This window comes from Thermodesulfobacteriota bacterium (genome assembly GCA_040753795.1).
Classification (GTDB): domain Bacteria; phylum Desulfobacterota; class Desulfobacteria; order Desulfobacterales; family Desulfosudaceae; genus JBFMDX01.
In genome coordinates, this window is the sequence record JBFMDX010000016.1 from 89,026 (window position 1) to 111,553 (window position 22,528).

Below are 22,528 nucleotides of genomic sequence, written 5' to 3' on the forward strand. Positions count from 1 at the left end.
GTCCCGATGATGGCTGATGAGGTAAGATCCCGTAGTGAAATTGACGGCCGGCTGAAATCATTTTTGCCGCTGATCACCATCCTGTTGATGACGCTCGCTGTATACGGCTGCCTGTCCGGTTTTGATTTTGTCACGGTGGATGATCCGCTGTATGTGGTCAACAATGAGCGGGTACGGTCCGGTTTCAGCCCGGGTAATGTCGCCTGGGCGTTTCAGACCATGGAGGCGGAGTTCTGGCATCCCCTGACCTGGCTTTCCTTCATGCTGGACACGGAAATATACGGAACCGGTCCGCGTGGTTATCATCTGACCAACCTGCTGCTTCACCTGATTAACAGCGCCCTGCTGTTCATTTTCTGCCGTCGCTGCCTGGGCGGACTGTGGGAGAGCTGGCTGGTGGCGGGGCTCTTTGCGCTTCATCCCCTGCATGTGGAGCCGGTCGCCTGGGTTTCGGGGAGGAAGGAGATCCTGTGCGCCTGTTTCTGGCTTTTGGCCCTGCTGGCCTATGAGCGACACGTCAGGCGTCCCGGATGGCGGCGGTTTATTCCGGTCATGGTTTTTTTTGTACTGGGGATGATGGCCAAACCCATGATTGTCACCCTGCCTTTTCTTCTCCTCCTTCTGGATTACTGGCCGTATCGCCGTGACCGGAACGGGGGGCCGGTGACAGGGTGGATCAAGAGCCCCTGGCGGCGCTGGCGCCCGCTGGTGGCGGAGAAGATCCCGCTGTTTCTGTTTGCCGCGGCGGGGATGGCCGTCGCCATGATTGCTCAACAACGGGGCGGCGGACTGGTGTCGACGATGGATCTGCCGCCGGCATCCCGTGCTTTCCAGGTGCTGGCGGCTTATGCCGTCTATCTGAAGAAAAGCGTCTGGCCGGCGCCCATGGCTGTTTTTTATCCTCAGCCGGCCTTTACCGGCTGCGGGATGGCGGCCGCCGCCACCGGGATTCTGCTGGCCGTCACCGTCATGATCGTCCGGATCGGTCGGCACCGGCGTTACCTGTTCACCGGCTGGTTCTGGTTTCTGGGCACCCTGGTTCCGGTCATCGGCATTGTCAAGGTGGGGGATTTTTTTATCGCCGACCGATACATGTACATGCCCCTGGCGGGGATTTTGATAGTGATCGTTTTCAGCCTGAAAGCCATGATAGACAAGCTGGTTCGCCGACGGACATGGCTGACCATCGTCCCGGTTTTGCTGGCCGGCATTTACGCGCCCCTGACATGGGCACAGGTTCAGACCTGGCGTGACAGCGAGACGCTGTACCGGCACGCGCTGGCGGTGACCGGGGATAATTTCCTGGCTCATCACGCCCTGGGGCATACCCTGGCCATGCGGAACGATATGACCGGGGCCATCGATCATTTTTACCGGGCGGCGGTTACCCGGCCGGACAAGGCGCCCCTGTGGGTTTCGCTGGGCAAGGCGCTGGTGCTTGATGACCAGTGGCAACCGGCGGAGCAGGCGTTCTGGCGGGCCGCCCGACTGGCGCCGGATCGCCCTGCCGTATGGTTTTATCTGGGTTGCGTCCGGATCGTTCAACAGGATTCGCGGATGGCGCTGAATTTCCTGGCTGACAGCCTGGTAATGGCACGGGAGCAAAATCCCCTGGCCGGTCCGGTATACGCGAAGCTCATGGACTTTTATGAAAATGGCTTATACTATGACGAACAGGGACAGTGGCCGCTGGCCGGGTCATATTATCTCAAGGCCCTGGCGCTGGCCTGCGGAGATCTGTCCCGGCGGGGGATAACCCGTCTGGTTGTCGATGGTTATGACCAATGGCTGAAGGGCGTTACGGGTATTCAGGAGGGCGCTGATTGAAGGTATCCACCCAGCGAATGATCGACCGCGCCGTCGGACCGGCGGCATGCCGGATACTGTCCCTGATGGCACGGATTCGTGGGGCGGAAACCGTCGCGTTGCCGGTCAAACGGATACTGCTGATTCTGCTGTCGGAAATGGGCAGTCTGACCATGACCTGGCCCATGATCCGGCGTCTGCGGGAAAAGTACCCGCAGGCCGCACTGGATATCCTGACCTTCAGCCGCAACGTGGAAATTATCGATCTCATCGGCCTGACGGGCCGTGACCACATCATCGCCATCAATGACCGGACGTTGGCCGGGATTGCGGCCGACAGCGTCAAGTACCTTGCCCGCATGAGACGGAACCGTCCGGAGCTCGTCATTGACTGCGAACTGTTTTCAAGGATCAGCAGTATTTATTCTTTCTTTTCCGGCGCGCCTGTTCGTGTCGGGTTTCACCGTCACACCCAGGAAGGGCTTTACCGGGGCAATTTTATCAACCGGCCGGTACTGTATAACCCCTACCTGCATATTTCCCGGCAGTTTGTCCATTTGGCGGAAGCCGTGGACGCGGCTGAAACGCCCCGATGCAAAATTCCCGTGCCCGACGAGATGCCGGCACTGCCCGACGTCGTCGTCTCCGGGGAGGAACGGGCGGCGATCATCGGCCGTATCCGGGAAAAGTTTCCCGAGGTAGAGGCGGCCGGCCGGCCGATGGTCGTTCTCCATCCCGGCGGCGGGTTGCTGGCCATCCGGGCCTGGCCGCCGGAATACTACAGTCGGGTGGCCGAGTCCCTGGCAAAGTCCGGCTTCCTGGTTGCCGTCACCGGACCTCCCGAGGACGGGCCTCTGGCGCGGCGGATCGTCGGCTGCTGTCCCCGGGGAGCGGCCATGGACCTGACGGGTTTTACACGGTCTCTCCGGGAGCTGTTGACCGTATTCAGCCTGTCGGAGCTGCTGATCACCAATGACGGCGGGCCGGGCCATTTCGCCGGCCTGATTTCCCTGCCGAGTATTATCCTCTATGGCCCGGAGACGCCGGTTCTATACGGCTCTTTAAACCGGAACGCCGTCAACCTCTTTGCCGGATGGGCCTGCTCCCCCTGTCTGACGGCCTATAATCACCGCAACTCTCCCTGTGACGGCAATAACCGCTGCCTGCGGGCCATTTCCCCGGAAACGGTCCTGGGGAAAGCCATGACGATTCTGGAGGACAAATCCGAAAAGGGCAAAGCCGTCGTTACCGGAGAAGGCGAATGAAGAAGGGGATGGACAATTCCTTGGAACAAGGCCTGAAGGCGATGGCGCCCCGTATCACATTCTTTTTGGTGACCGTCGGCCTGACGGCAGCGGCGGGGATGATTCCGCCGCGCTCCTGGGTGCTGCCGGTATTCAACCACGGCGGGTACTATTTTATTCTGACCGCGTTTGTCATCTGGGTGATGCTGATCATCCGGGAAACCAGCGGCCGCATCGGCGCCCTGTGCCGGGCATATTACCCGGGCTTTATCCTTTCCCTGGGAATCATGGCGCTGGCGTTTCACCTGACGCCGCCTCAGTTCAAAATTCTCTCGGACGAAACCAATCTGGTCGGCGTTTCCATGGCCATGCACGAGGACAAAACCGTATCCCTGCCTCACCAGGGCCTGGGCATCGATTACTCGGATTATGATTATACCGGCAGTATCGATCAGCGGCCCCTGGGGTTCCCTTTCTTTATTTCCCTGTGCCACGGGTTCCTGGGGTACAGCCCGTATAACGGGTTTGTGGTGAACTTCGCGGCCGGTGTTCTGACTCTGGTCCTGATTTATGTCATGCTGACCATGGCGTTTTCATCCTTTTACGGCATCCTGGGCATATTCCTGACGGTCGCCTGCCCGGTTTTTATTTTCTGGGCCACTTCCGGCGGTTTTGAAACCCTCAACCTGTTTTTCGTGGTGTTCGTCTTGTTCTCATTGTACCGGTTCATGCGGTCCCGGCGGGTCGACCGGGCCGAACTCCTGTTTCTGTCCCTGGTGCTGCTGGCCCATTGCCGTTACGAATCAGCGATTTTTATCGCGGGACTGCTGGTGCTGGCGCCATATTTTATTGACCGGCAAACGATCGGTCAATACCGCCTGCCGACCCTGCTCTGTCCGGTGCTGCTGCTGCCGCTGATCTGGCAGCGGCGCCTGTGCTTTTTCAGCCCGGGAGTTCAATCCGGTGACGCACGGCTGATGCCGGACTCGCTCTTCGGTCTCGGCAACCTGGCGGATCATTTTGGTTCCAATTTTTTTGTCCTTTTCGGGCTGGATGCCGGTTACGGTTTTGTGCCGGCGGTGTTTATCCTGGCAGCGGCCGGCATTTACAGCATCGTTAAAAGGATGATTCAGACGGATGACCGCCTGGCCGGCGGCCCGGCCCGGTCCGTCATTGTCTACGCCCTGGTTTGCGGGATTTCCCTGTTCCTCCTGTATGCCGCCTTCTACTGGGGGGATTTCACCACGGCCGTGGACAACCGCCTGGCCATGGTCTTTCTGCCGTTTCTGGTAATACCCGCGGTGTATGCCGTCTACCGTCTGTCGCGTCAGACGGATTCGTCCTGGCGGGGGGCCATTATTCTCCTGGTAATCGTCCAGGTCGTTTATTACTGGCCCGTGGCCGAAAAACAGACCCTGGTTCAGGGCAAGGCCTTAACCTATGAGTATAAGCGGGTCCTGGATTACCTTGAGCGCAGTTATCAGCTGGACAGGGAAAAGCTGCTGATCATATCCGACCGCACCAACCTCTATACCATCCACCGTCTGGGGTCGGTCGATTTCAACTTTGCCAATGGACAGGTTCCGCTGCTGCGTTTTCTAAAACAGATTTATTTTGACCATATTCTGGTGCTGCAGCGTCCTGACGTCCATACCCGGGAGGTGCGTTCGGACCAGTCTCTGCTGATAGATTATCGCCTGCGGCCATTGGCGGAAATTCCGGTGGGACCCGACTATTTCGTGCGTGTCTCAGAAGCGGATATGCCCGCGCCATGACGGTTTTGACATTTGCCCCGGTTCTTTCTACTATTTCCGCATCGGTAGTGAACCGTCACCATTGGTCTTGAGAAGCAGATGCCCGCATTACTGGACAACATGAGAGAAGTGCTGAACCGGCGTGAAGGCCGGATCCTGTCGCCGGCGGCCGCCCGCAGCGCTGACGGTGTCCGCCGCCGGGAAGATCGGCTGCTGGAAAACGACTATCGCCAGCCCTTTGCCGTGGACGTGGACCGGATTCTCCATTCTCTGGCGTATACCCGCTATATTGACAAAACCCAGGTGTTTTATCTGGTTGAAAACGACCATATTACTCATCGGGTACTGCACGTGCAGCTGGTTTCCCGGGTGGCCCGGACCATCGGCCGCCTGCTGGAGCTGAACGAGGACCTGATCGAGGCCATCGCCCTGGGACACGATATCGGTCACGCTCCTTTCGGTCACGAGGGCGAGATGTATCTCTCCCGGCTCTGCCGGGAGGCGGGCATCGACTGTTTTCTGCACAATGTCCAGAGCGTTCAGTTTTTAGACCGGGTGGAACGCAAGGGCAAGGGCTGCAATCTGTGCCTGCAGACCCTGGACGGCATTCTGTGCCACGACGGTGAGGTCCATAACCGGACCCTGAAACCGGTCAGAGTCAAGACTTTTGAAGTATTTGAAGATGAGATCTTACGCAAAAAGAAGGAGCCGGACCTTCCCCTGGTGCCAATGACAATGGAGGGTTGCGTGGTCCGTTTCGCGGACACGATCAGCTATATCGGCCGGGATATCGAAGACGCCATCCGGTTGAAGCTGATCAGCCGGGAGGATCTTCCCCGGCCCTGCACCCGGCTGCTGGGGGATACCAACGGCAAGATTGTTTTCGCCCTGGTGACGGATATCATCCGGACCAGCATGAACCGCGACAGTATCGCTTTCAGCGAGGAGATATCCCAGACCCTGCAGACGCTGAAGGCCTTTAATTACGAGCGGATTTATCGGAATCCGAAAATAAAGGCCGCCTCCGACACGATCCGGCGGCTGTTTGAAATGCTTTTCGAGCGGTATTGCCGTGATATTGAAACCGGCAACAGCGCTTCCGTCATTTTTACCAGCTTTCTGCATGACATGTCCGAAGCGTATGTGGCGTCCCATCGGACGGCGGAAATCGTCAGGGACTTCCTGGCCGGAATGACGGATCAGTATTTTATCCGTCAGTGCCCGCCGGACATACGCCCGGCCCTTGTCTGGCAGGAGCAGCCATAGACGGCCGGGATAATGGCCGGAGATATTTCTCTGCCGGCGGGGGAAGGGGGGGGCGGTAAAAAAAGGTTGATGGTTTTTAAAAAAGTGAATATTGTCGGTTCAACAGTTGCATAAAAACCGGACAGGTATCGGACGCAACAGGATGCTTGCCGCCTGCCGCCGGGACAACGAATTTGTGTGGGAGAGATGGGGCTATGAAAAAGGTAAAAATTATCGTCTTGCTGATCGTCGTGGGGCTGATCGGTTTGATCGGTTTCCAGAATCGGGAAGTTGTTCTGGATGCCCAACAATTCGGCATTAATCTGTTATTCTATTCCTACCAGTCCCCTGAAATCCCTAATTTCGCCCTGCTCATCGCTTTTTTCCTGGCTGGTCTGCTGCTGGCCTATTTTTCCAGCCTGAAGGGACGGTTCCAGTCCGGACGGACCATAAAGGAACTGACCGGGCAGCTGGATGACTGCCGTGAAAAGATCGCCGTCCTGGAGAAAGATCGGGGGGGCCTCAAAGCCGTTCCCAACACCCCCGAGGTTGTGGAGACCGGCCCCGACGCCGGCGCCTGATGGGCGGCTGGGGGCAGGGAGTATTGGCCGTAATGTTTAATCCCCGGGCGTGCAGGCGATGGGCTCCGTGAACGCGACTCCCATGATGCAGCAGTACCTGTCCATCAAGGACCAGTATCCGGATGCCATTCTGTTTTACCGCATGGGCGATTTCTACGAGATGTTTTTCGAGGATGCGCAAACGGCCTCGGCCGTGCTGGAAATCACCCTGACCTCCCGCAACAAGAACGATCCCCACCCCATTCCCATGTGCGGCGTCCCCGTCAAGGCCGCGGACGGCTATATCGGCCGGCTCATCGGCAACGGATATAAAGTGGCGGTCTGCGAGCAGGTGCAGGATCCCTCAACCGCCAGGGGCCTGGTGGACCGCGAGGTTGTCCGCATTGTCACGCCCGGCATGATCGTCGACAATGATCTGCTGGAGCGGGATGCCAATAATTACGTTCTGGCCGTTGCCCGCCGGGACCAGGTCATCGGACTGTCCGTTGTTGATATCTCCACCGGCGCCTTTCGTCTCTGTGAATCCAATGATGCCCGCGCGATCAGGGATGAATTGCTGCGGATCGGCCCCAGGGAAATTATCCTGCCTGAATCCGCCCGGGCGGATTCGTCCTGGGACGACGTGCTGTCGCTGTTTGGCGAGAAAACCCTGACCTGCCTGGCGGACGGGGAGTTCGAGTATGCTCCCGCCCGCGACCGGCTGATCCGGCAGTTTTCGACCCGCTCCCTGGAAGGCTACGGCTGTGAGGGGATGGCGGCCGGCGTCGGCGCCGCCGGCGCCCTGCTGGGCTATGTGCTGCACACCCAGAAGCAGCAGGTCGGCCAGATTACGGGAATCGAAACCTACCATCTTCACCATTATCTCCTGATTGACGACACGACCTGCCGCAATCTGGAGCTTTTCGAAAATCTGCGAAACGGCACCAGGCGGGGCACCCTGATGGAGGTGCTGGACGGCTGCGTCACCGCCATGGGCAGCCGCCTGCTGCGGCAATGGCTGTCTTATCCTCTGCTGGATCCGGAAAAGATTGTCGGCCGGCACGATGCCGTGACGGAGGCGGCCGGCAACTTCGCCGCACGTCATCAAGCCCGGGAGCACCTCAAATCCGTTTACGACATGGAACGGCTCACCAGCAGGGCCGTTATGGGCCGGGCCAACGCCCGGGATCTGGTGGCGTTGAAACGATCGTTACAGGCGCTGCCGGATATTCTGCGGATCCTGGCGGTTTTTCACAGCCGCTTTTTTTCGCTTACGGACTGTCTGAGCGATGCTGAACAGAAACAACTGGCCGGCCTGGCCGGCCTGCTGGAAGCGGCCCTGCGGGAAGACGCGCCGCCGACCATCCAGGAAGGCGGCCTGATCCGGGAAGACTACCACCCGGAACTGCGGGAACTGATTGCCATCAGCCGGGACAGCAAGAGCTGGCTGGCGGGCATGGAAGCCCGGGAGAAGGCGCGGACCGGCATAAATTCTCTGAAGGTGCGATACAACCGGGTTTTCGGCTATTACCTGGAGGTTCCCAGAAGTCAGACCGGTGCCGTGCCCGGGGATTACGTCCGCAAGCAAACCCTGGCCAATGCCGAGCGGTATGTTACCGATGAACTGAAGGCGTTTGAGAGCCGGGCGTTGGGGGCCGAGGAGCAGCGGTTGGCCCTGGAGTTGTCCATATTCAATGATATCCGGCGACAGGTGGCGGATGTCAGCCGCCTGATTTTTTCAGCCGCGGCCTTTGCCGCCCGGGTCGACGTTCTGTGCAGTCTGGCCGAGACGGCCGTCAATAATCATTATGTCCGCCCGGAAATTACCGGCGGCGGTGAGATCCATATGACCGACGGCCGCCATCCGGTAGTCGAGAAGATGCTGACCGCCGAACGGTATGTCCCCAATACCGTCCGGCTGGATGATACCGAAAACCAGCTGCTGATCATCACCGGTCCGAACATGGCGGGAAAATCGACGATCCTGCGGCAGGTGGCCCTGTGCGCTATCATGGCCCAGATGGGTTCGTTCGTGCCGGCCCGGCAGTACCGCACCGGAATTGTCGACCGGATTTTTTCAAGGGTGGGCGCCCTGGACAACCTCGCCTCCGGTCAAAGCACCTTCATGGTGGAGATGGAGGAAACCGCCAACATCATCAACAACGCCACTCCCCGGAGCCTGATCATTATTGATGAAATCGGCCGGGGGACCAGCACCTATGACGGCCTCAGCATTGCCTGGGCCGTGGCCGAACATCTGCACGACCTGGGCGGCAAGGGCGTCAAGACGTTGTTCGCCACCCATTACCATGAGTTGACGGATCTGGCCGCCGTAAAGACCCGCGCCAAAAATTTCAATATCGCCGTCAAGGAATGGAACGATGATATCATTTTTTTAAGGCGGCTGGTCGAGGGCAGCACCAACCGCAGCTATGGCATACAGGTGGCCAGGCTGGCGGGAATTCCCGCGGCAGTTATTGCCCGGGCCAAGCAGATATTGTATGATATTGAACAGGGCAAATTCGGGTTCGAGGCTTCGGCGGTTCCACAAAAGGCCAAGGCCGGCAAGGGGCCCGTGCAGCTGTCGTTTTTCGACGCCCCTGAGAATATACTGGCCCGGACGCTGGACCGTCTGGATATATCCGGGATGACGCCGCTGGAGGCCCTGAATTGCCTGAACGATTTAAAGCAGAAGGCGGAAAAACTTTTACCATCATGACCATTAGCAAAAGAAAACTTATCTTTCTTTTTGTGGCCGTCTGCTGCCTGGCGTCTGTTATATTTTCCGGCTCCGCGCCGGCCGCCGATGTCAAGGCGATTTATTTCAAGGCGGAAAACTGCGCCAAGGCACTGGAAAAGAGCCCGGAAAAAAAGAAATACCGCTCCAACTGGTTAAACTGCATCCAGCAGTTTACCAAGGTCCATCAGGACGACCCCGCGGGTCCCTATGCGGCGGCCAGCCTTTATCAGGCCGGTGTCCTTTATCAGGAGATGTATACGTTTTCCCGTAAATCATCCGACCGGCAGTCGGCCGCTGACCTGTTCCAGAAAATTATCACCGGCTATCCGAAAAGCGCTTACCGGAACCGGGCCCGGGAACGCCTGGACGGGCTGGTCCGGGAAGCCCCGGACAGTCAGCCGGCGGCCGATCCGAAAAAATCAGGCAAGGCCGTGGCCAAACCGACCGAACCGGAATCAGGCAAGGCCCCTGCTCCCCAACCGGACAAGGACGGGCAAAAAAGCCCGGATCCGGAAAAGGCGGCGGTGAAGCTCCCGGATCCGGCAAAAGCCGGAGACAAGTATGCCGAAGCGGAGGCCTGCCATCAGAAACTGCGGGACAGTGCCGCCAGGAAAAAGTACCGCTGCTTCTGGCTGGAATGCATCAATGCTTATTATGATGCCTACCATTATGATCCTTCCGGGCCCAGGGCTGAAGCCGGGCTGTATATGGCGGGGACGCTTTATGAAGAGCTCTACAAGTCTTCATACAAGGAGGAGGACCGGGAGGAGGGGCGCCGTCTGTTGCAGAAGGTGATAACCGAATTTCCCCAGGGCGAATACCGGGAAAAAGCAGCGGCCGTTCTGCTGGACAAGGACATTTCCGGGGTGGTCGCCGCGGACAAGACGCTTGGAACCTGCCCGGGAGAAGAAGAAAACGTCCAGCCGTCGCCGGCTCCTTCTCCTGCCGTCGACGCTTCCATACCGGGCGGAATGGCTGTCGTCAGGGAGCTGCGCTACTGGTCCAACCCCAGCTATACCCGGGTGGTCATTGATACCTCCGAGCCGGTTGAATTTACCAGTAATCTGTTGAAAGGCGACCCGGTCAGCGGTAAACCGCCCCGGCTTTACATTGATTTACAGAAAAGCCGCCTGCACCGGGAGCTGTCCCGCCAAATCACCGTTGACGACAACCTGCTCAAAGATATCCGGGCCGGGCAATACACGACCAGTTCCGTTCGGGTGGTGGTAGATATTAAATCATTTAAAAGCTACAAAGTGTTCTCTCTGCAGGATCCCTTCCGCCTGGTCATTGATGTCAGCGGAGAAGAGGACAAATCATCCGTTACTGAAACGGTAGAACGCAGCATGCCGATTCCAGGAAAAGGGGAAAAAACAACCCTGGCCCAGCAGCTGGGACTTTCGGTCGGACGGATCGTCATCGACCCCGGCCATGGCGGAAAAGACAGCGGCGCGCCGGGCTCTCTCAAGGGGATCCAGGAAAAAAAGGTGGTGCTGGATATCTGCCGGATGCTGGCGGACCGTATTCGGAAGGAGTTGGGCTGCGAGGTCATCCTGACCCGCAATTCGGACACGTTTCTGACCCTGGAGGAGCGTACCGCCATCGCCAACATGAAGAACGCCGATCTGTTTATCTCAGTTCACACCAATGCCAGCAGGAACCGGAACGCGTACGGCATTGAAACCTACATACTGAACCTGGCTACCGACGAAGACGCCATGCAGGTGGCCGCCCTGGAAAACAGTACATCCCGGAAGAACATCAGCGACCTTCAGACCATACTGCAGGACCTGATGCAGAACGCGAAGAAGGACGAATCACTCCGCCTGGCCGGTTATGTCCAGAACGCTTTATGCGGGCATATGCAGAAGGGGAACAGCAGGGTCAAGAACAAGGGGGTCAAGCAGGCCCCGTTTTACGTGCTGATCGGCGCCCAGATGCCGTCCATTCTGATCGAGACCGGCTTTATCAGCAACAAGGAAGAGTGTCAGCGGTTGATTTCCCCCGAATACCAGCGACAACTCTGCGACGGTATTCTCAAGGGCATCAAAACCTATATCGAGCGGACAACCTCGACCGGGTTTGCGCCTCCGGCCGAAAAAGCCCCGGCTTCCATGTAGAACGGGAGCCGCGAATCAGGTTAACCCCTCCCGAACCCGCATCCTGAAGACGTCGATTTTCGGGCGGAGGTTATTCGATTATTTCCCGAATGAGGTAGACCGGCCGGTTTCGTGATTCATGGTAGGTCCGGAAAAGGTATTCACCCAGTATGCCCAGGAATATCAGCTGAATGAACCCCATGAAGTAAATGCTCAGGGTGGTGGATGACCAGCCGAAGGGCGCGATGCCGGTAAACTTGGAGACCAGAACGTAGATAAAGGCCGCGAAACAGATGATGACGCCGGTCAGCCCGATCAGCAGGCAGAGGCGGATGGGAATTTCGGAAAAGGAAAAGAGCGCGTCCAGGGCCAGCTTGTAAAGGGCCGACAGGCTCATTTTGGCCCGGCCGGCATGACGGTCGTCCCGCTCATAATCGACAAAGCCCTGGCGGAAGCCGATGAAAAATCGCAGCCCCGGCAGATAACGGGTTTTCTCTTTAAAAGACAGCAGGGCGTTTAACGCCTGACGGTTCATCAGAGAAAAGTTGCCGATGTTTCTAATATTCTCCATCCCGGACAGACGGTTAAAGACATGATGAAATATATACAGGAGGATCCTCTTGAAAAGGGTTTCCCTGCGACCGGTTCTTCTGGCATGAATGATATCCAGACGGCGGGTTTGAGCCGCTTCGACCATTTGGGGGATCAGTTCCGGCGGATCCTGCAGGTCGCCGTCCATCATGACCACATAGTCGCCCCGGGCGTTTTCAAGCCCGGCGGTATAGGCGGCCTGATGGCCAAAATTGCGCGACAGCGAGATAATTTTCAGCCGCTGTTCCCGGCGGCGGAAATCGAGCATCCGTTCCAGGCTGCGGTCACTGCTGCCGTCATCCACACAGATGATTTCAAAATCTTCGGTGATCGCGGCCATGATGGCTACGGTTCGCTGCAGCAGCGGTGCGATCAATGCCTCTTCGTTGTATATGGGAATGACCAGGGACAGTTTCACGGCAGACGCTGATCCTTCCACGGAATTTCCGTTCTAGGGGTAAGGATAAAAAAGGGCAACCCGCTGCTTTCTCCGGTCATTATCTATAGCAATGACGGGGTTTTGTGTCAAGGCCTTACCTGCCGGTGGGCGCAATAACGATTGATCATTCATCGCTTCCATAGTATGTAGGTGAAAAAAGAGAAGAATTTATATCGGAAAACTCAATTCAACAGAATTTATGATTATGCGGAAAGAAAAAGGCAGAAAAGACCAGCGGCTCTGGTTAATTTTTTCCTTCCTGCTGTTTTATGTTCTTCTTGGTTACTCGAAAAATCTGATTTTCCACCTGAATGACGACGTCTACGTCATGCTGCTCGCTAAAAGCGGTGAATACCATACACCGGATACGCATTCCATATTGGGCTGGATTTTCAAAACGCTTTATTCCTGGAAGGCGGATTTTTTCTGGTATGACTTTTTTCTGGTGATGTTCTACATCGTCTGCGTAAGTCGGTTGATTTTCATTTTCACCGCCGATGAAACGCTTTCCTTCCCGCTCGGGGCGCTGCTGATATCCTGTATTTTTCTGGGGTTTCTGCCATTCCAGCCGAATTTTACAATCATTTCAATCTTTCTGGCCGCTACCGCATTGTTGCCGTATTTTACCGAAGGGGTTAAAGAAGCCAATGCGTTTAAACCAAAAGACCTGATCATATCAGGGGGGTTGTTCTTTTTCGCCTGCCTTTACCGGAGTCCAGCGGCTTTTCTGGCGGCAGGCTGTGCCGTGATCATTTTTTCCGGCCTGGCCCTTTACGAAAGAATCGGCAAGAAGAAGCGGACAGGGAGAAAATATTTTTTAAAGGTAGCGGCCATAATGGCGGGGATGATGGTTTTTTCGTTATGGATGCATATTCTGAATATTTATATGTACAAAACAGACGCTGGATATGAGCGTGTCATTGAGTATGACGCGTATCGTCGAGGCTTTGTGGATTACTTCCGATATTCATATGATCCGTCTTATCCGGCATATGGTATTTCCGTAAACGACTTTAATCTGATGCGTCACTTCATGGGCATTGATTCACCGCCGCTGCACCTGGAAAATCTCAAGGAATTGCCGAAGGTGTCATGGTTCAGTACCCGGCGGATGGCGCATGGTTTTTCCAATACCCTTCATTGTTTCAGGCATTCATGTGCGTTAATGCTGGTTTTAATCCTTCTGGGCATGAGTGTTGTTTCCCGCCGGGCACGGATTTGCGCGGCCGTTCCCATCCTCATGATATTTCTTGTCGGGACGGTAACCTGCCGAATGCCTTTAAGGGTGTGCCTGCCGTTTCTGTCTTTGGGCTTTTTGACTGCCCTGATATCTATCCGCCCCGAACTTCAGGGCCGTGACCGGCTTAAGCGCAATGTTTTTCTTTACGGTTTTGTCGCCATCGTGTCGATATTATCGTTATCAGTGGCCGGTCTTTATCACCATGAAAAAGTCAACGGCTATAACAATGATTTAAAGTCAGCCGAACGGCTTTGGAAATTCGCCGGCGAAAGACATATCAGCAGCATGGCCTACTGGCCCCTGGCCGCCACTTTTGACAACTGGATATTATTTTCTCCGGCCCCGCTGCCGGCCTCGATCCAGTTGAACCGAATCGGCGGCTGGGCCGGTTCCTACCCCCATACGATTAAACACTTTCAACAGATCTATGGCCAGAACATTTATAAGGGGCTGGCCCAACCCGGAACTTTTCACGCGGTTATGAACCATCCGGTGTCAATTCCTTACTTTGAAGCGTTTATCAAAGAACACGGGCCTGATCACGCTGTGCCGACGGTTGTGTTTAAAACACAGCGAACGGTTTTTTACGTAATTTCAACCGCGCCGGGTTGAACCGGTGCCGCCTCATCCGCCGGGCTAGGTGATCATTTCCTGGATCCGCATCATGAAGATGCCGATGTCCCGGCCGTATTCCGGCGGACCTTCCACCGACAGGAATCCGTTTTTGACGGCCATGACCATGTCCACGTCGTTTAAGACCACCGGCATGGCGCCGTCCACCCCGTTGAATTTCATGTGCACAAAGGGACGCCGCTTGGTGTATTTTCCCCGGCCGGCTTTTGTCTTCCCGGCCTTGACCCGCAGGTAGGCGGCGATGTCGTCGTCGACCGTGATCTGGTAAATGCGCTCCGGCTGCGAGGCGGTCCATTTAACCATGTCCGGGTCACCCCCCTTGTTGAACTGGGACAGGGCGGTGGTGATCATGTAAAAGGTCATTTTGACCTTGAGCCGTCTTTTTCCCGGGTCCGTGGGCCGGTTGTTGGGCATCAGCAGCTTTAAAGCCAGCAGCAGGGTCAGCACCTTGACCAGCAGGCCCACCTTTGTCAGACCCTTGATTTTCGGCAGGGCCGGTTTGCCGGCGAACAGGGCGTTCATGGACGCCACCCGGCCGAAGGAAAAGGTGATATCGGCCGCTTCGGCCACGCCCTGGTCGACCCGGAATTCTCCCTGGTCGAACACCAGGCAGGCGCCGACATCGCCGGCCGGGTCTTTGGCCACAAACTGCACCTTGGCGGTTACGCCGGCAAATTTTGCCCCTATCTTGGGATCTTCTTCCAGCAGCACTTTGATCACGGGCAGGACGGCTCTTAAAAATATCCGGGCCGCCATGAGTTCTTTTTCAGTCGCCATGTTATACCTCGTCTTCCCAGTCTTCATCCTCTTCAAATTCGATTTTCATGACATCCCGCACGGTCTGAATGATGCCATCGGTGTCAAGCCGGTAATGGGTATAGAGGTCTTCCGGATAACCGACCTCGCAGAAGCAGTCGGGAATGCCGACTTTGCGGAAGGCGCAGCCCTTGCCGCTCTGGGCGATGACGTCGGCCACGGCGCTGCCCAGGCCGCCCTGGACGTTGTGTTCCTCAAAAACAATGATGCGGCGGGTGTCCATGACGGCTCGCATGACGGCCTCTTCATCCAGGGGCTTGATGGTGTGCATGTTGAGCACGCGCACCGACAGCTTGTCATCCTCTTTGAGCACCTTGGCCGCCTCCATGGCATGAAACACGGTCACGCCGCAGCAGATGATGGTGACGTCGGTGCCGGAGGAAAGCTCCACGGCCTTGCCGATGGTAAATCCGTAATCCTCATTTTCGTAATGGCGGGGTTCGAATCCCCGGCCGATGCGGATGTAGACCGGGCCGGGATAATCCACGCACTGCTTGACGACATTGGCCATTTCGATGCCGTCGGCCGGCACGATAACGGTCATGTTGGCGAACGACCGCATGATGGCGATATCCTCGGTGCAGTGATGGGTGGTGCCCGCCTGGCCGAACGAGGCGCCGCCGTGGGTGGCGATGATTTTGACGTTCAGTTTCTGGTAACAGATATCGGTCCGGATCTGCTCCGCGGCCCGCATGGACGAAAACACCGCCATGGTGGACACGAAGGGCAGCAGGCCGGACTTGGCCAGGCCCGCGGCCACGCCGAACAGGTTCTGCTCGGCGATGCCGACGTTGAAAAACCGTTCCGGGAAATGGTCCTGGAACCGCCCGATCTTGGTGGATTTGGCCAGATCGGCCGATAACCCGACAATCCTGGGGTTGATTTTCCCCAGATCGCACAACACCTGACCGTAGATCTCCGCCTGGGTCATGGTGTCGGCGTCATATACCGTCCAGGTAATTCCTTCGCTCATGGTTGACTCCTCTATTTTATGGAATTTCGTATTTGTTAAAAGACGGCCGGTTCTGACAACGGCTCTATCCGGCGTACATCTTGTCGATGGACTGGTGGGCCTTTTCCACCAGCGCCGTGTCCAGGCCGCCGTAATGCCACTTGACCTGGTTCTCCATGAAATCGACGCCCTTGCCCTTGACGGTGTTGGCGATGATGACCACCGGCTTACCGGGCCGGGTGTGGGCGTATTCGATGGCGCCGGCCAGGTCCTCGAAATCGTGTCCATTCACTTCCCTGACGATAAAACCGAAGGCGGTCCACTTGTCGGCAAAGGGTTCCAGGCCCATGACCTCTTCGGTGGTGCCGTCGATCATCAGCCGGTTTTTATCCACGATGGTGACCAGGTTGTTCAATTTATAGTGGCTGGCGGCCATGGCCGCCTCCCAGATGGTTCCCTCGTTGCATTCACCATCGCCCAGGACGCAGTAGGTCCACCAGTTCTTCTTCTGAAGCCTGGCGCCCAGGGCCATGCCCACCGCCATGGGCAGGCCGTGGCCCAGCGAGCCGGTCGAAGCGTCCACGCCCCTTACCTTGTTGCCGTCCAGGTGCATGCCGAAGGGCGACTTGAACTTGTTGAAGGACTTGAGCTGGTCGAAGGCGAAGTATCCCTTCCGGGCCAGTATCGCCGCGTAGGCCACTCCGGCGTGGCCCTTGCTGAGGATGAACCGGTCCCGGTCCTCCCAGCCGGGGTCCTGCGGCTTCACGTTCAGGTACTTGTAGTAGAGGATGATCATGATGTCCGTCACCGATAATCCGCCGCCGATGTGGGCGCCGCCGGACCAGCCGGTGATATCGACGATATCCTTGCGGGCCTGGCGGGCCATTTCCTTGAGTGTCTTCATTTCCTGTGGGGTCAGTGCCATATGGGTTCCTCCATGGTGTTAGGATTGCTTTTTAACCGCTTCGAAGGCCTCGTCGGCGATCTGCAGCGTCAGGGCCAGGTCCTCCGCGGTGTGGGCGGAAGAAACGAACCAGTTGTGATGAGAGGTGAAAAAAGCCCCCCGCCGGGTGCATTCCCCGCACCATTTCTGATGCAGCATGAGCGAGGGGTCGTCGGTGATGCGCAGGTAGGGCATGGACGGGTGGCCGGTGACTTTGAGGTCGAAGCCGTGACGTTTCGCGGTCGCGATCAATCCGTCCCGCAGCTTTTCGCCGTAGGCGAGCATGAGGCCGACGGCGTCGATACGCTTCATCTCGTCGATGGTGGCCATGGCCGCGGCCATGGGAACCGCCGAAAACCAGTAGCTGCCGGTGTAGAACACCTTGGCGGCGTCATTTTTGATGGCGTCCGTGCCGACCAGGGCCGAAATGGGGTAGCCGTTGGCGATGGCTTTGCAGAAACAGATCAGGTCCGGCTTGAACCCGAAATATTCGTTGGATCCCCGGATGTCCAGGCGGAAGCCGCAGCGGATGTCGTCGACCATCAGCACGATACCGTGCTGGCGGCAGAGGCGCTCCACGTTCTGCCAGTAGCCGTCCGCCGGCATGACGTTGTCCACGAAGGTGGGGTGATGGTAAGGACAGGCCATGAAGCCGGCGATGTCTCCGGGATTCTGGTCGATGGCGGCTTGCAGGGCGGGAATGTCGTTCCAGGGAATGCGGATGATATGTCGGCCGTCGTCTTCGGTGATGCCGTGATGGCCGTATCCTTGGGTCCAAGGCGCCACCCCGTGGTAACCGCCCTTGATGAGGATGATCTTGTTGCGGCCGGTGGCCTTGCGGGCGACCATGGTGGCGTAGGTGGTGACGTCGCCGCCGTTCTTGGCGAAATAAGCCCAGTCGGCGATGGCCACCGTGTCGACCAGTTTTTCGGCCAGTTCCACCATGACCGGGGATGGGGCCGAAAGACAGTTGCCTTTGCGAAGCTGCTCGGCGGCGGCCCGGTCCACGCCTTCATGGTTGTAGCCCAGCACCATGGGGCCGTAGGCGCACATGTAGTCGATGAATTCATTGCCGTCCACGTCGGTGAAGCGGGATCCGGCCGCCTTTTCGGCGTAAAAAGGATAATGGTCCGGCGGAATCAGCGGGGCCGGACTGAAATGGCCGTATATACCGCAGGGGATGAGCCGGGCGGCCTTTTCAAACAGTTCACGGGATCGTTGATAGGTATAGGTTTTCATGTTGCCTCGCTCATGGTTGTAAGTAATGGGGAATGCGTTCCAGAATCAGGTCCAGGCAGTCGATCATGGGGGTCTGGCCCCAGATCCTGACATCGCCCAGGGCGATGGCCGCGAAGGGGTCGAGCTTCTGGTTCAGCAGGTCGTTGGCGGTTTTCAGATCCTTCATCAGCATCAGGGCCGAAGGCTTTTCCGTTTCCCCGGCGGTCATGGTCGCCCGTCGGTTGCGGAAGGTAATCCCCGCCGCCGGGCCGTCGGGAAGCACTTTCAGCAGGAGGGTGCCGTCGGGCATGCCGGCCGCCACATTCCTGGCGGCCTTGTCGCCCTCCACCAGAATACAGATAGCCCGGGCCGCCGTGTTCAGGGTCAGCAGGGTGTTGAGGGCCATATAGTCGGGCTGCGCCAGGGCGTTATCGTTCGGGGTCAGGAAGTGTTCCATCCGCGCGGTGATTTTTTTGAATTCTTTCGTTAAATAACCGATGCGGGTCAGGCCTTTGATGGGAACAGGGTTGGCCTGATTCTTGAACATCCGGTTGAGATGACGGCAGGAGGCAAACCAGAGCTTCACGTCGGCGTCGGCCCTTTGGCCGTTTTCTACCGTACAGGCCCCGTTTTTAAAAGCGACGTAAGCCGCCGGTCCGCCTCTGACCAGGAACTGAATGCAGATGTCCCGACTGGCGGCGATGGCGGCTGCGGTCGGGTCATGCCGGACCAGGTCCATGAGATTGGGCAGCACTGCTTGAAGGTTTAAGGCTGCCAGGGTGGTTTCGTAGTTCACGGTATCCTCCTTAAATTACAAAAACGCTTCAATGGCGACACACGCCGTCGCGAAGGCTTCGGCCACGCCGCGGCAGGTGACTTTCCCTTCGATTATATTGGCGCCGCCACGGATTTCCTCGTTTTCCTTCATGGCCCGACGCCAGCCCTTGTCCGCGATTTCCAGGGCATAGGGCAGGGTGGCGTTGGTCAGCGCCAGGGTGGATGTCTTGGCCACCGCGCCGGGCATGTTGGCCACGCAGTAGTGCACCACGCCTTCCTCCACGAAAACCGGGTTGCCGTGGGTCGTCGGCCGGGAAGTTTCAAAACAGCCCCCCTGGTCAATGGCCACGTCCACCAGGACTGATCCGTGCTTCATGGTTTTAAGGATGTCGCGGGTAATCAGCCGCGGCGCCCGGGCACCCGGCAGCAGGACTGCTCCGATGACCACATCGGCCGTTTTCGCCAAATCCCGGATGGCGGCCGGGGTGGACATGAGCAGGAAGCAATTCCTGGGCATCACATCCGACAGGTAACGCAGCCGGGCCAGATCGGTGTCCAGCAGCGTCACCCGGGCGCCGAGTCCGCAGGCCATCTTGGCGGCGTTGACGCCGACCACGCCGCCGCCGATGATGACGACGTGACCGGGCTCAACTCCGGGTACGCCTCCCAGAAGAATGCCCCGGCCGCCGTTGGCCATTTCCAGGTATTTGGCTGCTTCCTGGACGGCCATGCGGCCGGCCACTTCGCTCATGGGGGTCAGCAACGGCAGGCTCCGGTCCGGCTTCTGGATGGTTTCGTAGGCGATGCACACGGCGCCGCTCTTGACCAGGGCGTCGGTCAGTTCCCGGTTGGCCGCCAGGTGCAGGTAGGTGAACAGTATCTGCCCCGGCCGCAGGAGGCCGTATTCGCTTTTCAGCGGCTCCTTGACGTGCATGACCATTTCAGCCCGGGAGAAAATTTCCTCCGGCGTGGCGATGATGTCGGCCCCGGCCTGGCGGTAACGGCTGTCTTCAAATCCGCTGCCGAGGCCGGCGTCTTTTTCCACCAGCACCTGGTGCCCGCGCTGACGCATTATTTCCACGCCGGCCGGCGTCATGGCCACCCGGTGCTCTTCCTGTTTTATTTCCTTTAGAATGCCGATGATCATTGTTGTCTCTTTCTCGATTTGAAAAGGGTTATTCGATTCCGTCGCCGCCTGTTTCGGGGGCGGATACCCGCCTGCTGTCGGCGACAATCATATCGATAATCTGGCGGCTCAGGGCGGCGGCTTTTTTTAAGGACACGGCCCTGGGATCTATATACCATTGCAGCTCCAGTCCTTCATGGACGGCGATCATCATGGAGGCGTAGTTCTCTTTCTGCTGTTTTGTCAGGTCGTTCAGGATGTCCATTGCTTCTATATTGGCGATAATGGTCTGCCGGAAGCGGCTGAAGGTTCTGGCCAGGGTTTCCCGCACCCGGGGGTTGCGCCGGGCCTCCACGCAGCACTCCAGAAAGAACCCGGAGTATTCCTCGTTGATCATGCCGGGGCTGTACATGAATTCCAGGGCCTTGAAGAATCGTGTCTCGGGATTCTTGTAGCGATCCATCTTGCGGATAAAATCAGTAAAGATGGTGTCGCTGAAAAAGGTCACCATCTGTGCGATCATTTCATCCCGGTCCTTGAAGTAATGATGAATGACGCTCGGCTGGACCCCGGCCTGGCCGGCGATTTTGCGGATGGAAGCACTGGCCAGTCCCTCGCTGTTGACGCACCGGTAGAAGGCGTCGATGATTTCCTGTCGGCGGGTATCCGCCATGCTTTTTCTGCCCATGCTCCGCTCTCGTCCGATGACGAATGTCGTCTGATTTATAAATTGTTCGGGCAACCGTCCAATAAATTATCAGACTGGCGGCGGATGTCAACAGGAAATTTTCAATTATTTTTTTCGGGACTTTTTTGCCGGGACCTTTTATATTCGAAAACCGTCCCTGGTGAGAATCACCGGAGGCGGGAACCGGAAAACGGAGAAGGAATAAAGGCTTTTGAATACCACCGGCAGTGTTTCCATGAAGTTAAATGAGGCGCAGTATGCCCTGCTGATCGATCTGGCCTACCGGGAGGCCGGCATCAACCTCAAGGGCAAGCACCGCCTCATTGAAACCCGCCTTTTTCAGCGGTTCCGCCAGCTCGGGCTGACATCGGTGGACGACTATTTCCGGCGGTTGCGCTCCGACCCCGCGGAGCGGTCTTCCTTTATCGACGCCATTGCCACTACCCATACATTCTTCTTCAGGGAAAGCGGCACCTTCAAGTATCTTCGGAAGGGGTCCGCCGCCAGTATCTGGTGCGCCGCCTGTTCCAGCGGTGAAGAACCCTATTCGGTGGCAATGGACTGCCTGGAAAAGGGGTTTGCCCCCCAGGTACTGGCCACGGATCTGTCCCGGAACATGCTGGACCTGGCCCAGAAAGGCGTCTACCCCCCGGACAAAATCAAGAAGATGGACGAGCGGATGCTGGCAAAATATTTCCGGATCAGCGGTGAGGGACCGTTGCGGACCGTTTCCGTCCGGGAGGAAGTCAGGAGACAGGTCACCTTCAAAGCCTTTAATTTGGTAACTGACGACATGCCGGGACGACGGTTTGACGTGATTTTCTGCCGTAACGTCATGATCTATTTTGATCTGCCCACCCGGAAAAAGGTTCTGGATAAGCTCCATGAGTCGCTTAAACAAAAGGGATACCTGATTGTCGGCGGTGCCGAAAGCCTGAGTTTTCTGGATCATCCCTACCGGTTTATCGAACCGAGCGTCTACCAGAAAGTCTGACGGGTATTTATTCTTACCCCGGCAAAAGATCGGCCGGGATCTGATCCAGGGCCGGATTTTTCAGGTCCTTGTCGGAAAGAATTGGTGAAACAACCGGCCAGTCGATCCCGATGGCCGGGTCGGACCAGAACAGGCCGAACTCATCGCCGGGCGCGTAGAAGTCCGTGCATTTGTAGATCACATCCGCAAAATCACTGATCACCACAAAACCGTGGGCAAATCCTTCCGGGACATAGATCTGCCGCCGGTTCTCCGCCGACAGTTCGGCGCCGGTCCAGCGGCCGAAGGTGGGAGATCCTTTCCGGATATCCACGGCCACGTCAAAAATCGTTCCGGTCACCGCATAGACCAGTTTGGCCTGGGGATGGCGGAGCTGATAATGCAGCCCCCGCAGCACGCCCTTTTTCGAATGGGAGCGGTTGTCCTGGACAAAGTCCCGGTCGATACCGGCCTCCCGGTAAACATCCCGGCGCCAGGTCTCCAGGAAGAATCCGCGCTGGTCCTTAAAACAGGCCGGCTGGATCAGCCGGACGCCGGGAATCGATAATTCGTTTACGGTTATACCCATTTGACCATCTCCGTGGGCGTCAGCTCGGCGATTTCATAAAGATAGCGGCCGTAATCGTTTTTGGCCATTTCCGCGGCGATTTCTTTCAACTGCTC

The 22,528-nt window shown here is 57.5% G+C and carries 18 protein-coding genes; 9 read left to right on the top strand and 9 right to left on the bottom strand.

The features are described from left to right. Nucleotides 1-6 precede the first annotated feature (6 nt). The 7 genes from AB1724_16195 (at nucleotide 7) to AB1724_16225 (ending at nucleotide 11,469) form a co-directional block, all read left to right on the top strand. Entirely contained in the window at nucleotides 7-1,827 is a 1,821-nt protein-coding gene (locus AB1724_16195; GenBank protein ID MEW6079348.1) for a glycosyltransferase family 39 protein, read from the top strand. Then, nucleotides 1,824-3,071: a glycosyltransferase family 9 protein gene (locus tag AB1724_16200; GenBank protein ID MEW6079349.1), complete on the top strand. Its 1,248-nt coding sequence runs from the start codon at nucleotides 1,824-1,826 to the stop codon at nucleotides 3,069-3,071. The genes AB1724_16195 and AB1724_16200 overlap by 4 nt, the downstream gene beginning before the upstream one ends. Next, nucleotides 3,068-4,825, top strand: a complete 1,758-nt coding sequence (locus AB1724_16205; GenBank protein MEW6079350.1) for a glycosyltransferase family 39 protein — start codon at nucleotides 3,068-3,070, stop codon at nucleotides 4,823-4,825. Before AB1724_16200 ends, AB1724_16205 begins: the two co-directional genes overlap by 4 nt. 78 nt (nucleotides 4,826-4,903) lie before the next feature. Next, the gene (locus AB1724_16210; GenBank protein MEW6079351.1) at nucleotides 4,904-6,070 is read left to right on the top strand and encodes an HD domain-containing protein; all 1,167 of its coding nucleotides are present in this window, start codon (nucleotides 4,904-4,906) and stop codon (nucleotides 6,068-6,070) included. A 194-nt stretch (nucleotides 6,071-6,264) separates the two neighbouring features. Continuing rightward, on the top strand, nucleotides 6,265-6,630 hold the full coding sequence (locus AB1724_16215) for a LapA family protein (GenBank protein MEW6079352.1): 366 nt from the start codon (nucleotides 6,265-6,267) through the stop codon (nucleotides 6,628-6,630). Between the two features lie 58 nt (nucleotides 6,631-6,688). Continuing rightward, nucleotides 6,689-9,328 carry a DNA mismatch repair protein MutS gene (gene mutS, locus AB1724_16220; protein MEW6079353.1) on the top strand — a complete coding sequence of 880 codons (2,640 nt, stop codon included), beginning with the start codon at nucleotides 6,689-6,691 and terminating at the stop codon, nucleotides 9,326-9,328. Next, nucleotides 9,325-11,469: an N-acetylmuramoyl-L-alanine amidase gene (locus tag AB1724_16225; protein MEW6079354.1), complete on the top strand. Its 2,145-nt coding sequence runs from the start codon at nucleotides 9,325-9,327 to the stop codon at nucleotides 11,467-11,469. Before mutS ends, AB1724_16225 begins: the two co-directional genes overlap by 4 nt. A gap of 70 nt (nucleotides 11,470-11,539) precedes the next feature. On the opposite strand, the gene AB1724_16230 is transcribed toward AB1724_16225, so the two are convergent. Then, on the bottom strand, nucleotides 11,540-12,478 hold the full coding sequence (locus tag AB1724_16230) for a glycosyltransferase family 2 protein (protein ID MEW6079355.1): 939 nt from the start codon (nucleotides 12,476-12,478) through the stop codon (nucleotides 11,540-11,542). Between the two features lie 205 nt (nucleotides 12,479-12,683). On the opposite strand from AB1724_16230, the gene AB1724_16235 reads away from it, so the two are divergent. After that, nucleotides 12,684-14,330, top strand: coding sequence for a hypothetical protein (locus tag AB1724_16235; protein ID MEW6079356.1), 1,647 nt, complete (start codon nucleotides 12,684-12,686; stop codon nucleotides 14,328-14,330). Between the two features lie 24 nt (nucleotides 14,331-14,354). On the opposite strand, the gene AB1724_16240 is transcribed toward AB1724_16235, so the two are convergent. The 7 genes from AB1724_16240 to AB1724_16270 all read right to left on the bottom strand — a co-directional run bounded on the left by AB1724_16240 (nucleotide 14,355) and on the right by AB1724_16270 (nucleotide 20,871). Then, a complete protein-coding gene (locus tag AB1724_16240; GenBank protein MEW6079357.1) occupies nucleotides 14,355-15,128 on the bottom strand; it encodes a hypothetical protein in 774 nt (257 codons plus the stop codon). 1 nt (nucleotide 15,129) lies between these two features. Further along, the gene (locus AB1724_16245) at nucleotides 15,130-16,140 is read right to left on the bottom strand and encodes a transketolase C-terminal domain-containing protein (GenBank protein MEW6079358.1); all 1,011 of its coding nucleotides are present in this window, start codon (nucleotides 16,138-16,140) and stop codon (nucleotides 15,130-15,132) included. Between the two features lie 64 nt (nucleotides 16,141-16,204). Continuing rightward, nucleotides 16,205-17,044 (bottom strand): transketolase, encoded by an 840-nt coding sequence (locus tag AB1724_16250; protein MEW6079359.1) that lies wholly within the window; start codon nucleotides 17,042-17,044, stop codon nucleotides 16,205-16,207. 18 nt (nucleotides 17,045-17,062) lie between these two features. Next, nucleotides 17,063-18,301, bottom strand: a complete 1,239-nt coding sequence (locus tag AB1724_16255; protein MEW6079360.1) for an aminotransferase class III-fold pyridoxal phosphate-dependent enzyme — start codon at nucleotides 18,299-18,301, stop codon at nucleotides 17,063-17,065. Between the two features lie 10 nt (nucleotides 18,302-18,311). Next, nucleotides 18,312-19,076, bottom strand: a complete 765-nt coding sequence (locus AB1724_16260; protein MEW6079361.1) for a hypothetical protein — start codon at nucleotides 19,074-19,076, stop codon at nucleotides 18,312-18,314. Nucleotides 19,077-19,091: 15 nt separating this feature from the next. Beyond that, nucleotides 19,092-20,204 (bottom strand): alanine dehydrogenase, encoded by a 1,113-nt coding sequence (ald, locus tag AB1724_16265; GenBank protein MEW6079362.1) that lies wholly within the window; start codon nucleotides 20,202-20,204, stop codon nucleotides 19,092-19,094. Nucleotides 20,205-20,232: 28 nt separating this feature from the next. Then, nucleotides 20,233-20,871, bottom strand: coding sequence for a TetR/AcrR family transcriptional regulator (locus AB1724_16270; GenBank protein MEW6079363.1), 639 nt, complete (start codon nucleotides 20,869-20,871; stop codon nucleotides 20,233-20,235). A gap of 235 nt (nucleotides 20,872-21,106) precedes the next feature. On the opposite strand from AB1724_16270, the gene AB1724_16275 reads away from it, so the two are divergent. Continuing rightward, complete coding sequence (locus AB1724_16275; protein MEW6079364.1) at nucleotides 21,107-21,865, top strand: protein-glutamate O-methyltransferase CheR; 759 nt, start codon at nucleotides 21,107-21,109, stop codon at nucleotides 21,863-21,865. Nucleotides 21,866-21,878: 13 nt separating this feature from the next. On the opposite strand, the gene rfbC is transcribed toward AB1724_16275, so the two are convergent. Continuing rightward, nucleotides 21,879-22,433, bottom strand: a complete 555-nt coding sequence (rfbC, locus tag AB1724_16280) for a dTDP-4-dehydrorhamnose 3,5-epimerase (protein MEW6079365.1) — start codon at nucleotides 22,431-22,433, stop codon at nucleotides 21,879-21,881. Nucleotides 22,434-22,528 lie beyond the last annotated feature (95 nt).

What these genes read in the sequence shown, in the direction of transcription:
- AB1724_16195 (MEW6079348.1), top strand. Translation starts at nt 7, where the DNA reads ATGATGGCTGATGAGGTAAGATCCCGTAGTGAAATTGACGGCCGGCTG.
- AB1724_16205 (MEW6079350.1), top strand. Translation starts at nt 3,068, where the DNA reads ATGAAGAAGGGGATGGACAATTCCTTGGAACAAGGCCTGAAGGCGATG.
- AB1724_16210 (MEW6079351.1), top strand. Translation starts at nt 4,904, where the DNA reads ATGCCCGCATTACTGGACAACATGAGAGAAGTGCTGAACCGGCGTGAA.
- AB1724_16215 (MEW6079352.1), top strand. Translation starts at nt 6,265, where the DNA reads ATGAAAAAGGTAAAAATTATCGTCTTGCTGATCGTCGTGGGGCTGATC.
- mutS (MEW6079353.1), top strand. Translation starts at nt 6,689, where the DNA reads ATGGGCTCCGTGAACGCGACTCCCATGATGCAGCAGTACCTGTCCATC.
- AB1724_16225 (MEW6079354.1), top strand. Translation starts at nt 9,325, where the DNA reads ATGACCATTAGCAAAAGAAAACTTATCTTTCTTTTTGTGGCCGTCTGC.
- AB1724_16235 (MEW6079356.1), top strand. Translation starts at nt 12,684, where the DNA reads ATGCGGAAAGAAAAAGGCAGAAAAGACCAGCGGCTCTGGTTAATTTTT.
- AB1724_16240 (MEW6079357.1), bottom strand. Translation starts at nt 15,128, where the DNA reads ATGGCGACTGAAAAAGAACTCATGGCGGCCCGGATATTTTTAAGAGCC.
- AB1724_16245 (MEW6079358.1), bottom strand. Translation starts at nt 16,140, where the DNA reads ATGAGCGAAGGAATTACCTGGACGGTATATGACGCCGACACCATGACC.
- AB1724_16250 (MEW6079359.1), bottom strand. Translation starts at nt 17,044, where the DNA reads ATGGCACTGACCCCACAGGAAATGAAGACACTCAAGGAAATGGCCCGC.
- AB1724_16255 (MEW6079360.1), bottom strand. Translation starts at nt 18,301, where the DNA reads ATGAAAACCTATACCTATCAACGATCCCGTGAACTGTTTGAAAAGGCC.
- ald (MEW6079362.1), bottom strand. Translation starts at nt 20,204, where the DNA reads ATGATCATCGGCATTCTAAAGGAAATAAAACAGGAAGAGCACCGGGTG.
- AB1724_16270 (MEW6079363.1), bottom strand. Translation starts at nt 20,871, where the DNA reads ATGGGCAGAAAAAGCATGGCGGATACCCGCCGACAGGAAATCATCGAC.
- AB1724_16275 (MEW6079364.1), top strand. Translation starts at nt 21,107, where the DNA reads ATGAAGTTAAATGAGGCGCAGTATGCCCTGCTGATCGATCTGGCCTAC.
- rfbC (MEW6079365.1), bottom strand. Translation starts at nt 22,433, where the DNA reads ATGGGTATAACCGTAAACGAATTATCGATTCCCGGCGTCCGGCTGATC.